Below are 14,756 nucleotides of genomic sequence, written 5' to 3' on the forward strand. Positions count from 1 at the left end.
ATGGCTAGAAAAGTCACAACCCAGCGCAAGGTCGTCATGACCGCCATCGCCTGGACGCTCGGCATCCTGATATTCTTCCCGATCCTCTGGACGTTCCTGACGAGCTTCAAGACGGAAGCTGATGCTATCGCCTCGCCACCGCAGTTCCTGTTCTTCCACTGGACGACGGAGAGCTATTCGGAAGTACAGAGCCGCTCCAACTATCTCAGCCACTTCATGAATTCGGTGATCATCTCCTTTGGCTCGACGCTGATCGGCCTGATCATCGCCATTCCGGCTGCCTGGGCGATGGCGTTCTCGCCGACGAAGCGGACCAAGGACGTCCTGATGTGGATGTTGTCGACGAAGATGATGCCGCCGGTCGGCGCCCTCATCCCGATCTATCTGATGTTCCGCAATTCCGGACTCCTCGATAGCCGCACCGGCCTTGTCATCATCCTCACACTGATCAATCTGCCGATCATCGTCTGGATGCTTTACACCTACTTCAAGGAAATTCCCGGCGAGATCCTCGAAGCTGCCCGCATGGACGGCGCCTCGCTTGCCAAGGAGATCATCTACGTGCTGACGCCGATGGCAGTGCCCGGCATCGCCTCGACACTGCTCCTGAACATCATCCTGGCCTGGAACGAAGCCTTCTGGACATTGAACCTCAGTGCCTCGAAAGCGGCGCCGTTGACGGCGTTCATCGCTTCCTACTCCAGCCCCGAAGGCTTGTTCTATGCCAAGCTTTCGGCAGCTTCGACCATGGCGATCGCCCCGATCCTGATCCTCGGCTGGTTCTCGCAAAAACAACTCGTCCGCGGCCTGACCTTCGGCGCGGTGAAATAAGATATCAGGGAGAGAAACATGGGCAGCATTACCCTTCAGAAAGTCTCGAAGGTCTTCGGCGAAGCCAAGGTCATCCCGTCGATCGACCTCGACATCAAGGACGGTGAGTTCGTCGTCTTCGTCGGTCCCTCGGGCTGCGGCAAGTCCACGCTTCTCCGCCTCATTGCAGGTCTTGAAGACGTGTCTGACGGCAAGATCGTCATCGACGGCAAGGATGCAACCGAGAAAGCTCCGTCGGAGCGTGGGCTGGCAATGGTGTTCCAATCCTATGCGCTTTATCCGCATATGAGCGTGCGCAACAACATCGCGTTTCCGCTGAAGATGGCCAACGTCGACAAGGCGGAAATTGACCGAAAGGTCGCTGATGCCGCACGGGTCTTGAATCTGACGGACTATCTCGAACGCAAGCCGCGCCAGCTCTCGGGCGGTCAGCGCCAGCGCGTAGCAATCGGTCGTGCGATCGTGCGCCAGCCGTCGGCCTTCCTCTTTGACGAGCCGCTGTCGAACCTCGATGCGGCGTTGCGCGTCAACATGCGCCTTGAGATCAGCGAACTGCATCAGCAGCTCAAGACGACGATGATCTACGTCACTCACGACCAGGTCGAGGCCATGACCATGGCCGACAAGATCGTGGTGCTGAACCGCGGCAACATCGAACAGGTCGGTTCGCCACTGGAGCTCTATCACAAGCCGCGAAACCTCTTCGTCGCGGGCTTCATCGGCTCGCCGAAGATGAACATCGTCAAAGGCCAGTATGCCGCGCAGCTTGGCGCGAACACGATCGGCGTGCGGCCCGAGCACGTGCTGCTGTCGATGGAGACTGGCGACTGGAAGGGCAAGGTCATGGTTGCCGAGCATCTCGGCGCCGACACCTTCCTGCATGTCGATGTCGAGGGTATCGGCCACGTCACAGCGCGCGGCGGTGGCGATTTCCCGGCCAAGGCTGGGGACATCGTTTATCTGACGCCCGACAAGACGCGGATCCACAAATTCAACGAAGGTGGCCTCACCATCTGAGAGTATTGGTGCCGGGTTGGGGAAAAGAGCGCGCGCCGGACAAATGCCCGGCATGCCGATATCGGGATCGCAGCCGATCCCGAAGACCTTCAAGAGGACTGAAACATGACGTGCAAACTATCGCTGGCAACGCTTTCCGAGGCGGCAAAGACGGCCGCCGTACCGACCTATGAGCGGGCGTCGCTGAAAGCGGGCATCGTGCACTTCGGCGTGGGCAACTTCCACCGCGCTCACCAGGCGATCTACCTCGACGACCTCTTCAATCAGGGCCAGGATCACGATTGGGCGATCATCGGCGCGGGTATTCTTCCTTCCGACGCGGCAATGCGCGAAAAGCTCGCCGCCCAGGACTTCCTGACGACCGTCGTCGAGCAGGACAACAACAAGACGGCCGCGCGCGTTACCGCTCCAATGATCGACATTCTGCCTGTTGGCGATGCCAAGACGATCATCGCCAAGCTCGCCGATCCAACGATCCGTATCGTTTCGATGACGATCACCGAAGGCGGCTATTTCATCGACGCGTCCGGCAAGTTCAATCCGGGTCATCCGGCAATCGCTGCGGACGGCCAGAACCCTTCCGAGCCGAAGACCGTCTTCGGTCTTGTTGTCGCGGGCCTCAAGGCGCGCAAGGAAAAGGGCATCGTGCCTTTCACCGTCATGTCCTGCGACAACATTCCGCATAACGGCGTCGTCACGTCGAATGCCGTCGTTGGTACAGCACGCCTGTCAGATCCTGCCTTTGCCGACTGGATCAAGGCGAACGTCGCATTCCCGAATGCCATGGTGGACCGCATCACGCCGGCGACAGGCCAGCGTGAAATCGATTTGTTGAAGGATGTCTTCAGCATCGAGGATAACTGGCCGGTCTATTGCGAAGAGTTCAAGCAGTGGGTGCTGGAAGACAAGTTCACCGCCGGACGACCGGCGCTGGAGAAGGTCGGTGTGACCTTTGTTCCCGATGTGACGCCCTATGAACATATGAAGATCCGCATCCTCAATGGCGGCCACGCAGCGATTGCCTATCCGGCAGCGCTGATGGACATCCACTTCGTCCACGACTCGATGGAGGATTCGCTGATTCGGGCATTCCTGGCCAAGCTCGAGAAGGACGAGATTATCCCGATCGTTCCGCCGGTCCCGAATACCTCGCTGACCGACTATTTTGCGCTGATCGAGCATCGCCTTCTCAATCCGAAGATCGCCGACACCATCCCGCGCCTGGCGCAGGATGGATCAAACCGGCAGCCAAAGTTCATTTTGCCGTCCACGCTCGACAACCTCAACCAGGGCCGGGATGTCGTCGGGCTGGCGCTCGTGTCGGCGCTGTGGTGCCGCTATTTCGCGGGCAAGACCGACAGCGGCAAGGACATCGTCTTCAACGACGCCAGCGCCGATCGCCTGCATGCGGCCGCACTGAAAGCCAAGAGCGATCCAATGGCCTTCCTCGCCTTCGACGACATCTTCGGCGAGGTGTCGAAATCAGAACTGTTCCGCAAGCGTTTTGCCCACGCGCTGAAAACGCTGTGGGAAAAAGGCACGCGCGAAACCCTGCAGCTTTATCTCGACAACAAGCTTGCTGTGTAAGGTCTAGTGGCGGCATTCTTGCCGCCGCGTCCGCCAAGTCCGGCGGCTGGAACTTTCCTGCACCAATTGCGAATGGGTCTGCCATGGCAGAGGCTGAAACACGGCTGGTCATCTTCGATTGCGACGGCGTTCTCGTCGATAGCGAACCGATATCGGTCAGCGTTCTTGTCAAGGCGATGAACGATCTCAACATCCCGATCACCGAGGAAGAGGTCTACGGCCGCTTCCTCGGACGCAGTCTGGCGACGGTGATCGAGACGATGAAGACCGAATACAACGTCCACCCGGGCCAGGAATTCCTCGAGCAGATTCGCACAGATCTCTACGCCCGCTTTCGCAAGGAGCTGAAACCGATGGACGGGATCGCCGAGACGATCGACACTCTCGGTATTCCGTGCTGCGTCGCCTCTTCCAGCCAGGTCGAGCGCATCCGTCTGTCGCTGACGGTCACCGGTTTGATCGATCGGTTGCCGAATATCTTCAGTGCAACGATGGTCAAGAACGGCAAACCGGCCCCGGACCTGTTCCTGCATGCGGCGCGTGAAATGAATGTCGATCCGGCAGGTTGCGTCGTGGTCGAAGACAGCCCCGCCGGGATAGAGGCGGCCAAGGCCGCAGGCATGAGGGTGTTTGCCTTCACCGGTGGTTCACACGCCAATTTTTCCGGCTATCGCGCTGAACTTGACCGGCTTTCGCCCGAAGCCGTGTTTGACGCGATGCCGGAATTGATACACCTTGTCCGCAAACATAAGCAGGACGGGATGCACCTTTAATGCCTCAGCATGTGGTTGCGGTCGATATCGGCACGGGCAGTGCGCGCGCCGGCGTCTTCGACGCTCGCGGCGCGCTACTGGGCAAGGCCGAACACCCGATCATCATGAACCGACCGCGTGAAAACCACGCCGAGCACGATTCCGAAGACATCTGGTCGGCAGTCTGCATTGCTGTGCGCAAGGCAATGGAGCAATCGGGGGCTGCGCCGGCATCGGTCGGCGCTATTGGCTTCGACGCCACCTGCTCGCTCGTCGTGCGCGATGTCGACGGCAATCAGATCAGTGTTTCGACCGGCGGCGAACGGCGTTTCGACACCATCGTCTGGCTCGACCACCGGGCACTGAGGGAGGCCGATTTCTGCACGGCGACGCAGCATCCGGTGCTGGAGCACTCAGGCCATTTCATGTCCCCGGAAATGGAAATGCCGAAGCTGATGTGGCTGAAGAAGAAGTTGCCCGGCACTTGGATGAACACCGGCTATCTCTTCGATCTGGCGGATTTCATGACCTGGAAGGCGACAGGTGCTTTGGCCCGCTCGCGTTGCACGTTGACAGCCAAATGGAACTACCTGGCGCATCTCAACAAAGGTTGGCAGAAGGACTTTCTCGAGCAGATCGGGCTCGACGACCTGCTGGAACGCGGACGGCTGCCGGAGGAAACGGTGGCGGTTGGCAAGAGTGTCGGGACCCTGACGCAGGAGGCCGCCTCGGCGCTGGGATTGACGACGGCGTGCCACGTTTCCTCGGGCATGATCGATGCCTATGCCGGAGCACTCGGCACACTCGGCGGCGAGGCGCGCGATGCCCGCGGGCTAGAGCGCCAGCTGGCCCTGATCGCTGGCACGTCGAGTTGCATCGTCTCGTTCTCGCGCGAGCGCAAGCCAAGCCACGGCATGTGGGGCCCGTACTACGAAGCAGTCTTTCCAGAAACCTGGCTGGTCGAAGCAGGGCAATCGGCGACGGGCGCGCTGCTCGACCATATCGTACGGATGCACGCGGCCGGCGGCGAGCCGAGCGCGGCATTGCACCAGAAGATCGTCCTTAGGATCGCGCAGCTCCGCGCCGACGAGGGGGACGAATTCGGTGCGCGGATCTTCGTCCTGCCGGATTTTCACGGCAACCGCTCGCCGCTCGCTGACCCGCATGCCGTCGGCGCGGTAAGCGGCCTGACCTTGGACACCTCCTTCGACGGGCTCTGCGCGCTGTATTGGCGTACCGCAGTGGGGATAGCGCTCGGGATACGCCACATCCTGGAGCGGATGAAAGAGTACGGCTATGTGCCGGACACCCTGCATGTCGCCGGCGGCCATGTGAAAAATTCGGTGCTGATGGAGCTCTATTCGGATGCCACCGGTTGCAAGGTCGTGGTGCCTAAGATGAACGAGGCGGTGCTCCTTGGCACGGCGATGGCGGCTTCCGTGGCGTGTGGCCTCTATGCTGATCTCGCAGAAGCGGGAGCGGCGATGTATCCCGGCGGCGAAGAGCGGCTGCCGGATGCAGCAAAGCAGGCGCTTTACGACCGCGATTATCGCAGGTTACTTGCCATGTATCGTCACCGCGCCGAGCTGGAGGCGATGGAGTAGGGCCAATCGGTCGCCTCGGTCTGACCGGACAACCCTATCGGAGGCCCGATCTAGCGGTTTCCGCTTTCGCCCAGCATGCTGCCAAATTCCACCATGCGGCGGGTGCGGGCGCTCGCTTCGTCGCCTGCGGCAGCAATGACGGTTTCCGACAAGCAGTCGAGCAAGGCCATCAATGGCGGCAGGTTGTCGGCGTCCTCGGAGCGGGCGGGCGGAAGGGCCAGCACGAGATTGGCCTGATCTGGTATCCAGTTGGCTCCTTGTGCGGTAACCAGAATGACCTTGTATCCGTAGCGCCGTGCCGTGCGGGCGAGCAGGCGGGCCTTGCCGAAACGGCGGCTATCAATCACCACGAGCAGGGCATCATTGCCATCGAGCCGTGCGAAGAGCTCGGCGAAGCGGCTGCCCGTACCATCAAGCGCATGCACGCCATCGCGTGCATATGTCAATCGCTGGGCGAAGTGTGATGCGAAACCGGACAGGCGCGCATGCGAAGCGATAAAGACCTCATGAGCGGCTGAGATCATCGAAACAGCTTCGGTCCACTGCGGCTGGCCGGTCAGGTGGTAGATGTGGTGCAATGCCTGAATCTGTTCGGAGACGAGTACGGCGAGCGGCTTGCCGGCGGTAGCATCGGTTTGCAGCTCAGTGAGAGATGCCTGCATCTGCGTCGGCGAGATGGCCGTTGTCTCACGGATGTGGACCTTGACGCTGTCGAGTCCCTGATAGCCGAGCGCGCGCAGAAAGCGGCCCACTGTCATTGGGCTGAGATCCAGGCGATCGGCAACCGAAGCGGCTGTTTCGAACGGCAGATCGTTCAGGTGTTCGGAGAAGTACTTCGCGATTCGTCGCTCGGCCGGGGTGCCGGACTTGGCATATTGGCGGAGCTTTTGAACAAAATCTTCCACGTCAGCCGTCCAGATCTTCCGAAGCAATTCCCGGATAAGCAGGGCAACCCCCGTCGCTTGCAACTATTCCGAAAGCTGCGTCTCAGGATAAAGCAATCTTAGATGATAAATTACTATATATTAACATAGGTTTCCCGACAAGTTTTGGGGCGATCGGCCGGATTTATTTCAGCCTTGCCGTTCAAACTTCAGATTCCTACATGGTTATTGCAACCGGAGACCCCAGGATGATCTTAGAGGCCGCTCGACTATCCCTTGTCAATCTTTTTGCAGCGGAGACACGTTCAGTCTTTTGGAAGGTCCTGGGTTTGACTCTTTTGGTGCTCGTAGGGCTTTGGCTAGCATTGCGAAGTGCTTTTATGTCATTCGTTTTCCCGTGGGTTGCGAGCTTCTTTCCGGCCATGCCAGATTGGGCCGGGTGGCTGGGCTTCGTGTTTGCGATCGCAGCCGGGATTGGACTGGCGCTCGGGTTGGCCCTGTTGCTATCCCCGGTAACGGCGCTGATTGCCGGGCTGTTTCTCGACGACGTAGCCGAGGTTATCGAAAAGCGGGACTATCCCTCGGACCCGGCCGGCACCGCGATGCCGCTCGGTCCGGCTCTCGCAAGTTCCATCAAGTTTCTCGGCATTGTCATCGTCGGCAATGTCGTCGCGCTTTTTCTGCTGTTTGTGCCGGGCGTCAACCTGATTGCCTTCTTTCTCGTCAATGGTTACCTGCTCGGCCGCGAATTCTTCGAGTTTGCGGCGATGCGGTTCCGCTCACCGCAGGAGGCGCGGTCGTTCCGGGCGAAGCATGCGGCGACGGTGTTTCTCGCGGGGCTCGTCATTGCGGCGTTCCTTGCCATCCCGATCGTCAATCTGCTGACGCCGCTGTTCGCTGCCGGACTAATGGTGCACCTGCATAAGCTGATCTCCCGCGAGGATGCGGGCTTTCGCGGCTAGGTCAGGTTGGCAGGGCTGAGGCGTCGTACATTGCAGCGTATTCGGCACTCGGCGGTATCGGCTTGATGATGTCGATCAGAACCCCGTTCGGGTCGGCCGTGATAAAGTGTCTCTGTCCGAAATCCTCGTCGCAGATCGGCTTCAGGATCGGCAACTTCGCCTCTCCGCAGGCCGCATAGATAGCGTCGATATCGTCTACTTCGAAATTGAGAAGCAGTCCGGAGACCTTGCCGCGTGCGATCTCCGGGATCGTCTCATGGCTGCCGTCGAGGATTGCGAGGATGACGTGCTCGTCGTCCATCGACTGCAGGTGAATGTACCAATCGCTTTCGAAAAGCGCCTTGAAGCGGAAATGGCCGATGTAGAAGCGAGCTGTCTCGTGGACCCGGTCAGTCATGATTACGGGATAGTAGCTGGTCGATTTCATCTCTTTTCCCTCTGCTCGTTTTTTCATACAATCTGCATGTTTTGTAATTAACATACGTGCAGATTGTATGTAAAGAGATTCCTATGAGCAGAAGCAATCGCGAGCGCACTGAACAGACGAAACAGGCTTTGCTCGACGCCGCGCGCCGCTTGTTCGTGGAGAAAGGTTATGGCGATACGGCGACGCCAGATATCGTCGCCGCCGCGGGGGTGACGCGCGGCGCGCTCTATCATCACTTCGAGGACAAGAAGGCACTGTTTCGAGCGGTGGTCGAACGGGAAGCCGCAGCGGTTGCTGAGGCGATCGAAGCGCGCACCTCCGGTGATCTGACGCCCCGTCAGGCATTGCTCGAGGGCGGCTCTGCATATTTCGATGCATTGGCGGACGAAGGGCGAACGAAACTGCTCCTGCTGGAGGCACCCGCCGTCCTTGGCCTTCGCGATGCAGGCGTCATCGACGAGGAGAACGCTGAAGCCACGCTCCAACGGGGCCTCGAAGCATATCTTCCAGGCGGAGGCCCCGTGCTGCAGCCGATCGCGCGGCTTCTTTCGGCCGCCTTCGACCGCGCCGCGATCGCAATCGCAGCCGGTGAGGAACGCAGCGAGTATGAGCAGGCGATTGCCGCCTTACTCGACGGCCTCTCCTATAACCTGTCGCGGTAACTCGACCAACGCCGCCGGCACATCGCACGTCTTCTCGGGCGACTTGCAGATGTCGGCAATCACGCAACGTTCACATTCCGGCTTGCGCGCCTTGCAGGTATAGCGGCCGTGCAAGATCAGCCAGTGGTGGGCATGATAGAGGTAGTGCTTCGGCACCACCTTCATCAGGCGTTCCTCTACCTCGTCAGGCGTCTTGCCCGGTGCCAGCTTGATGCGGTTGGCGATCCGAAAGATGTGGGTGTCCACCGCCATCGTTGCCTGGCCGAAGGCCATGGAGAGCACGACATTGGCGGTCTTGCGACCGACGCCAGGTAGTGTCATCAGTTCGTCGCGCGTTTGCGGCACGACGCCGCCGAATTTGTCGACCAGCAGTTGCGATAGAGCGATGACGTTCTTCGCCTTGTTGCGGTAGAGCCCGATCGTCTTGATGTAATCGCGTACTCTTTCCTCCCCGAGCGCCAGCATTTTTTCAGGCGTGTCAGCGATCTTGAACAGGGCGCGCGTCGCCTTGTTGACGCCCGCATCTGTCGCCTGGGCGGAGAGGGCCACGGCAACGACCAGCGTGAAGGGATTGGTGTGCTCCAGTTCGCCCTTCGGCTCCGGCCGCTGGATGGAGAAGCGGCGGAAGATCTCCTCGCGCTCAGCCTCGGAATAGGCCGAACGGACCGTGGCCGGCTTCTTGCGGCGAATGATCACTTTTGAGTTCTGCGGCGATGTGGCTGATGATTTGAGTTTCGGAGTTGGCATGTAAAATCTATACTTGCCAGCCATGATGGAAAGCAACGCCGATAGGGCCAACGAACAACCTGTTTTTGCTGCCGAGCTTTTTCCGTACCGGTCGCTCGGTCGCAAAGGCTTCAAAGTGTTGCTGCTTTTGACCGGCGCCGTGTGCTTGATGTACGGCATGTTCTTCGTCGCGACTGGCGCTTGGCCGATCGGCTTCTTTTTTGGGCTGGATTTCCTGCTGCTCTACGGCGCCTTCTGGCTGAACTACCGTGCCGGCCGTGCGCGGGAGGAAGTGACGGTGTCGCGGAGCGATATCTCGGTGCGCAAGTTCGCGCCCTCCGGGCGGATGGTCGAACATCATTTCAATCCCTTCTGGACGCGCTTCTTCGTTCGCCGGCATCAGGAAATCGGCATCCTTTCCATGCATATAACAGGCGAGGGAAAGGGCACGGATATCGGTTCTTTCCTGAACCCTGACGACCGCGAGAGCTTTGCCAAGGCCTTCAAAGGCGCGCTTGCCACCGTCAAGCAACGGATTTGATCGACGCGCAAGAAACGGGTGGTTTGCGGGCGGCCACTTGACTATCTCCTTGGTGTAAGGAGAAAGATCATGAACATGGTAGCCAAGCTGAACACCGATATCACCCCTGACGGTTCCGACTACGAGACGGTACGCCGGGTGATCGAACTCATCACCGAGGACTACCGCGATCAGCCGTCCCTCGAAACGATGGCGGCGCGGCTCAACCAATCGCCGACGCAGCTGCAAAAGACGTTTACCCGCTGGGCCGGTCTGTCTCCAAAGGCTTTCCTGCAGGCGGTCACGCTCGACCATGCGAAGCGGCTGCTCCGCGAGGAAGCAATGCCTCTGCTGGAGACCTCTATCGAAGTCGGGCTTTCCGGCCCAAGCCGCCTGCATGATCTCTTCGTCACGCATGAGGCGATGTCGCCCGGAGAGTGGAAGGCGAAAGGCGGCGGGTTGACGATCCGCTATGGCTTCCATGCGTCGCCATTCGGCGTTGCGCTTGTGATGGCAACCGACCGGGGTCTCGCGGGACTTGCCTTCAGCGATCTCGGAGACGAGGCGGCCTGCCTTGACGACATGACGTGCCGTTGGCCGAACGCTAGTTATGTCGAGGATACAGAGGCAACGGCGCCTTATGCAGAGCGAATATTCGAGCCGGGCCGCTGGACCTGCGATCAGCCGTTGCGAGTCGTCCTGATCGGCACCGATTTCCAGGTGCAGGTTTGGGAAAGCTTGCTGAAGATCCCCTTCGGCAGAGCCGTGACCTACAGTGATATCGCCAATGACATCGGCCGGCCGAAGGCAATGCGCGCCGTCGGCGCAGCGGTTGGCGCAAACCCGATTTCCTTCGTGGTTCCCTGCCACCGCGCACTCGGCAAGAGCGGGGCTTTGACGGGGTATCACTGGGGCCTCACGCGCAAGCGGGCGATGCTGGGCTGGGAGGCGGCGCACGCGTGACCGCAGTCACGCATCCATCCAAGCTGTGGATACGTTACCTCCCCTGAGAGTCCCGCCATCAAAAACTCAGGAATTACCGGTTTGATTCCGAGCTGGGGCTCGAGGAGGCGGAAATGAACTCTGGAGAAAAGCCATGCAAGATCGCGGGCATTGCCGTTGGCCTGCTCGCGCTATCGCTCGTTCCAGCCTGGGCGGGCTGCAAGTCGGCGATGAGTAGTCCGCAATGGCCGGAGGTCGCGCGAGCGATATCGACCGCGCAGCTATGCGAGCAGCTTCCCGTGGGGCCCAATCGAACCAGCGGCTTCAAGGTTGTGTCCGCAGATGTCTGTTCGACGGGAGCCAATCTCGCATCCGTGAAGGCAACGGCGCTTTTGACCTGCGAGACCGGTAACAATGCGCTCTTTCAGATGGCACCGGTGGAGGGCAAGGTCGTCGCCACGGTCTCGCTCGATGTGGGAGCGTGCAAGATCACGGACACCCACATAGAGATCGATGGCGAGATCGGAAGCCTCCTGTCGGAGCTACCGGACACCCAGGATTTTGCGCGGAACTGGGCGCAATCGCAATTGTCGCGTCTCTGCCAGTTGCAATAACGGCCTGCTCTGGAAGCCGCTAAGATGCTTCCGCCAGGGCCAACAGCGCCTTGGCGGCGCTCTCGTCCGTGATGAGGGTATTGCAGCCGATGCGTTTGATCGTCGCCCGGATAGCCACGGCGCGATGCGCACCGCCCGATGACAGCACGATGTGCTTGGCCTTCTTCAAAGTATCGAGGTCCACAGACATGACGCGGCTGTTGATCGAGTGATCGATCGTGTTGCCGCCCTGGTCGAGGAAGTTGAACATCGTATCGCAGACGCAGCCGGCGTCGATGAGTTGTTGCAGCTCCGCTTTGGAGATCCAGCCTTCCGATAGAGAGGTGGAATGCGGGCCGATATCGCCGCAGCTGACGATCGCGAGATCAAGCGTTTCGGCCAGACGATAGATCGTATCGAGCCCGCATTTCTCGATGAGGTTCCGCTTGGTCTCCGTCGAATCCACCAGCAGCGGGGCGAGGAACATGTAGCACTCCGCCCCGAGCTGGCTTGCCAGCCGCCAGGTGTAGTCGATCGGGTTCGTCTGGTGGACAGCGACGACTCCGCCGAGCAGCGAGACGACCTTGCAATTGTCGCGGCGGGGCGGCCGGAAGCTGGAGAGCGAGGCTGTCATCGTGCGCCCCCAGCCGACGCCAATCGTGTAATTGTCAGGAATGGCTTCGGAGAGGAACTGGCCGAGCGCCAAGCCGACGCTCTTTGCCATTGAATTGGCGTCAGGGCTTGCCGGCGCCGGCACAACAATCGCCTCATCGAGACCATAGGTACGTTCGAGCTTGACGGACAATTCGACGCAGTCGCCGATCGAGTCGTTGATCCAGATCTGAACTTCGCTGCGCTTCATCGCCTCGTCGAGCAGGCGGATCACCGTCGTGCGGCTGATGCCGAGTTGTTCGGCGACATCCTTCTGGGTCAGGCCCTGGTTGTAATAGAGCCAGGCCGCACGCAGCCTGAGAGAGGAGGCCTCGGAATAGGCAGTGTGCGTGCCGCGTTTGAGCTTGACCACATCTCCTCCGGAGCGAAATGCGCCCTAGATCTACCATTAAGCCAGGACAGGTTCGGTGTTGCGCCTGATAATGACGGGTGTGACACTTATGTCAATTGAAATGCACAAATGTCCTTGACATATCTAGGTGGTAGTAGCGATAGTCGCCGCGAAGAAGTCGCCCTTATGCGTCCGAGGAGGTAAGGTGCAACTGTCCCTCACGTTGCAGTTCGTTTGAGCAAGACGAGCGCAGCCCGATGTGCAGCATACTGACCGCTTGTTCGTAGATTATTTTGCCGGTCGAATAGGCGCCGGCTCGCAGCTCAAGTCAAAAGGACCAGTAACCATGACATCCAAGCTTGACCAACTCCGCGAAATGACCACCGTCGTTGCCGATTCCGGTGACATCGAAGCTGTTGCCCGTCTGAAGCCGGTTGATTGCACGACGAACCCAAGCATCGTCCTCAAAGCACTGGGCACGCCGATGTTTGCAGACACGGTCAAGGAAGCCGTTGCCTGGGGCAAGAAGCAGGGCGGCAATCCAGAGGCCGTTTCCGCAGCCGTTGCCGATCGTCTCGCGATCTCCGTCGGTGCTGCGCTCGTCAAACTCGTTCCGGGTCGCGTCTCGACTGAAGTCGATGCGGACCTTTCCTTCGATACCGAAGCATCGCTTGCCAAGGCACGTTCGATCATCGCTGCCTACAAGGAACGCGGTATCGAGCGTGACCGCATCCTCATCAAGTTGGCTTCGACTTGGGAAGGCATTCGTGCGGCCGAGATCCTGCAGAAAGAAGGCATCGACTGCAACTTGACGCTTCTCTTCTCGAAGGCCCAGGCGATCGCCTGCGCCGACGCCAAGGTGTTCCTGATCTCGCCGTTCGTCGGCCGTATCCTCGACTGGTACAAGAAGTCGACCGGCAAGGAGTTCACGCCCGAGGAAGATCCGGGCGTCATTTCCGTTCGCGACATCTACAACTACTACAAGGACAACGACATCAAGACGATCGTCATGGGCGCGTCGTTCCGCAGCGCCGGCGAAATCGAAGCCTTGGCCGGTTGCGATCGCTTGACGATTGCGCCGAACCTCCTCGACGAACTCTCCAAGGACCAGGGTAAGCTCGAGCGTAAGCTCTCGCCTGACGTGACGAAGCCTGCTCCCAAGATCACCGTCGACGAAAAGACCTTCCGCTGGATGATGAACGAAGACGCGATGGCGACCGAAAAGCTTGCTGAAGGCATCCGTGCCTTCGCCAAAGACCTCGGTACGCTGCGTGGTAATGTTCAGAAGGAACTGCAGCTCGCAGCCGCTTAAGGTTGTCGGGCGAACTAAACTGAAAGGGCGGCGCCGATGGCGCCGCCCTTTTTGTTTCATATCGACCAGATGCGCTTGGCATTGGCCTGATAGAACTTATCGCGCTCCTCCGGGCTGCAGCCTGCAGTCAGAGCATGGGTGGCCGCGACCCAGGGTGTCAGCCCGCCACCCAGCGTGCAGACCGGCCAGTCGCTTCCCCAGACGACACGATCCCAGCCAAAGCTTCCGATCGTATGCTCGACATAGGGGCGCAGGCTGTCGACCGACCATTTTTCAAGATCACCATACGCGACGACGCCGGAGACCTTTGCGGTTACGTTCGGGCGCCGGGAAAAATCCGTGACACCCTTGCGCCAGACTTCGTTCATGCCCTCCTTGATCGGCGGATTGGCACAATGGTCGAGAATGAAGCGAACGTCCGGGCAATGATCGACAAGTGCGAGGATGGTTTCGAATTGATGCGGGAAGACGCAGAGGTCGAACGTCATGCGGGTGCCGGAGAGGCGCCGGACGTTCTCGCGAAACAGCGGTCGGGCGGCCGTATCGTCGGGTGCTACATGCAGGACGCGGCGGAACCCCTTGATGAAGGGATCGGCGAGCGATCGCTCGAGATACGCCTCGAACCCGTCTTCCTCCGGTCGGCATGCGGCGATGACGCCGCGCACGAGGCTACCTGGACGACGGCTGACCTCATTGACGTAGCTCGTCTCATCATCGATGCGGGTGGGTGCGACATCCACCTCCATGTGCAGGACGTTGGAGATCCCACATCGCATCGCATCGCGTGCATAGTCTTCGTAGAGACTATCTCGATTGAGATCTCCGGCGCTCGAAAGCCAGGGATAGTCAAGCGCCTGCCGATCGACGATGTGCAGGTGTGTGTCGAAAAGCATGCTGTTCCTCCCACTGCATGATAACTGCCGCAGACATAAGC

16 protein-coding genes are annotated in these 14,756 nt (G+C 59.8%); 11 read left to right on the plus strand and 5 right to left on the minus strand.

The window, feature by feature from the left end; genetic code table 11:
• The 5 genes from FHX16_RS12685 (at window position 1) to FHX16_RS12705 (ending at window position 5,791) form a co-directional block, all read left to right on the plus strand.
• The gene (locus tag FHX16_RS12685; RefSeq protein WP_016556941.1) at window positions 1-831 is read left to right on the plus strand and encodes a carbohydrate ABC transporter permease; all 831 of its coding nucleotides are present in this window, start codon (window positions 1-3) and stop codon (window positions 829-831) included.
• 18 nt (window positions 832-849) lie between these two features.
• Window positions 850-1,848: an ABC transporter ATP-binding protein gene (locus FHX16_RS12690; RefSeq protein WP_183862478.1), complete on the plus strand. Its 999-nt coding sequence runs from the start codon at window positions 850-852 to the stop codon at window positions 1,846-1,848.
• A 105-nt stretch (window positions 1,849-1,953) separates the two neighbouring features.
• Window positions 1,954-3,435 carry a mannitol dehydrogenase family protein gene (locus FHX16_RS12695; protein ID WP_183862476.1) on the plus strand — a complete coding sequence of 494 codons (1,482 nt, stop codon included), beginning with the start codon at window positions 1,954-1,956 and terminating at the stop codon, window positions 3,433-3,435.
• A gap of 83 nt (window positions 3,436-3,518) precedes the next feature.
• Window positions 3,519-4,208 (plus strand): HAD family phosphatase, encoded by a 690-nt coding sequence (locus FHX16_RS12700; protein ID WP_183862474.1) that lies wholly within the window; start codon window positions 3,519-3,521, stop codon window positions 4,206-4,208.
• Window positions 4,208-5,791, plus strand: coding sequence for an FGGY-family carbohydrate kinase (locus FHX16_RS12705; protein WP_183862472.1), 1,584 nt, complete (start codon window positions 4,208-4,210; stop codon window positions 5,789-5,791). Before FHX16_RS12700 ends, FHX16_RS12705 begins: the two co-directional genes overlap by 1 nt.
• A 50-nt stretch (window positions 5,792-5,841) precedes the next feature.
• Here FHX16_RS12705 and FHX16_RS12710 read toward each other — a convergent pair whose 3' ends face one another.
• Window positions 5,842-6,696 (minus strand): MurR/RpiR family transcriptional regulator, encoded by an 855-nt coding sequence (locus FHX16_RS12710; RefSeq protein WP_183862470.1) that lies wholly within the window; start codon window positions 6,694-6,696, stop codon window positions 5,842-5,844.
• 227 nt (window positions 6,697-6,923) lie between these two features.
• Between FHX16_RS12710 and FHX16_RS12715 the strand changes: the two genes are divergently transcribed.
• Complete coding sequence (locus FHX16_RS12715; RefSeq protein ID WP_183755926.1) at window positions 6,924-7,637, plus strand: sulfate transporter family protein; 714 nt, start codon at window positions 6,924-6,926, stop codon at window positions 7,635-7,637.
• A gap of 1 nt (window position 7,638) precedes the next feature.
• Here the strand turns inward: FHX16_RS12715 and FHX16_RS12720 are convergent, their stop codons facing one another.
• Window positions 7,639-8,064, minus strand: a complete 426-nt coding sequence (locus tag FHX16_RS12720; RefSeq protein WP_183862468.1) for a VOC family protein — start codon at window positions 8,062-8,064, stop codon at window positions 7,639-7,641.
• A gap of 83 nt (window positions 8,065-8,147) precedes the next feature.
• On the opposite strand from FHX16_RS12720, the gene FHX16_RS12725 reads away from it, so the two are divergent.
• Window positions 8,148-8,726 carry a TetR/AcrR family transcriptional regulator gene (locus FHX16_RS12725; protein WP_183862466.1) on the plus strand — a complete coding sequence of 193 codons (579 nt, stop codon included), beginning with the start codon at window positions 8,148-8,150 and terminating at the stop codon, window positions 8,724-8,726.
• Here the strand turns inward: FHX16_RS12725 and nth are convergent.
• Window positions 8,691-9,473 carry an endonuclease III gene (gene nth / locus FHX16_RS12730; protein ID WP_183862465.1) on the minus strand — a complete coding sequence of 261 codons (783 nt, stop codon included), beginning with the start codon at window positions 9,471-9,473 and terminating at the stop codon, window positions 8,691-8,693. The two genes, FHX16_RS12725 and nth, sit on opposite strands and share 36 nt — an antisense overlap.
• Window positions 9,474-9,495: 22 nt before the next feature.
• Between nth and FHX16_RS12735 the strand changes: the two genes are divergently transcribed.
• The 3 genes from FHX16_RS12735 to FHX16_RS12745 all read left to right on the plus strand — a co-directional run bounded on the left by FHX16_RS12735 (window position 9,496) and on the right by FHX16_RS12745 (window position 11,528).
• On the plus strand, window positions 9,496-9,993 hold the full coding sequence (locus FHX16_RS12735) for a DUF2244 domain-containing protein (protein ID WP_016556951.1): 498 nt from the start codon (window positions 9,496-9,498) through the stop codon (window positions 9,991-9,993).
• A gap of 69 nt (window positions 9,994-10,062) precedes the next feature.
• Complete coding sequence (locus FHX16_RS12740) at window positions 10,063-10,935, plus strand: bifunctional helix-turn-helix domain-containing protein/methylated-DNA--[protein]-cysteine S-methyltransferase (RefSeq protein WP_183862463.1); 873 nt, start codon at window positions 10,063-10,065, stop codon at window positions 10,933-10,935.
• Window positions 10,936-11,048: 113 nt separating this feature from the next.
• The gene (locus FHX16_RS12745) at window positions 11,049-11,528 is read left to right on the plus strand and encodes a hypothetical protein (protein ID WP_183862461.1); all 480 of its coding nucleotides are present in this window, start codon (window positions 11,049-11,051) and stop codon (window positions 11,526-11,528) included.
• A 19-nt stretch (window positions 11,529-11,547) separates the two neighbouring features.
• On the opposite strand, the gene FHX16_RS12750 is transcribed toward FHX16_RS12745, so the two are convergent.
• Window positions 11,548-12,531 (minus strand): sugar-binding transcriptional regulator, encoded by a 984-nt coding sequence (locus FHX16_RS12750; protein WP_183862460.1) that lies wholly within the window; start codon window positions 12,529-12,531, stop codon window positions 11,548-11,550.
• A gap of 325 nt (window positions 12,532-12,856) precedes the next feature.
• Here FHX16_RS12750 and tal point away from each other — a divergent pair, with 325 nt between their 5' ends.
• Window positions 12,857-13,822 carry a transaldolase gene (gene tal / locus FHX16_RS12755; RefSeq protein WP_259128606.1) on the plus strand — a complete coding sequence of 322 codons (966 nt, stop codon included), beginning with the start codon at window positions 12,857-12,859 and terminating at the stop codon, window positions 13,820-13,822.
• Between the two features lie 56 nt (window positions 13,823-13,878).
• Here tal and FHX16_RS12760 read toward each other — a convergent pair whose 3' ends face one another.
• Window positions 13,879-14,715, minus strand: a complete 837-nt coding sequence (locus FHX16_RS12760) for an amidohydrolase (protein ID WP_183862458.1) — start codon at window positions 14,713-14,715, stop codon at window positions 13,879-13,881.
• Between the last annotated feature and the right edge of the window lie 41 nt (window positions 14,716-14,756).

Origin of the sequence: Rhizobium sp. BK661, from assembly GCF_024808825.1 — a bacterium.
Lineage (GTDB): Bacteria > Pseudomonadota > Alphaproteobacteria > Rhizobiales > Rhizobiaceae > Rhizobium.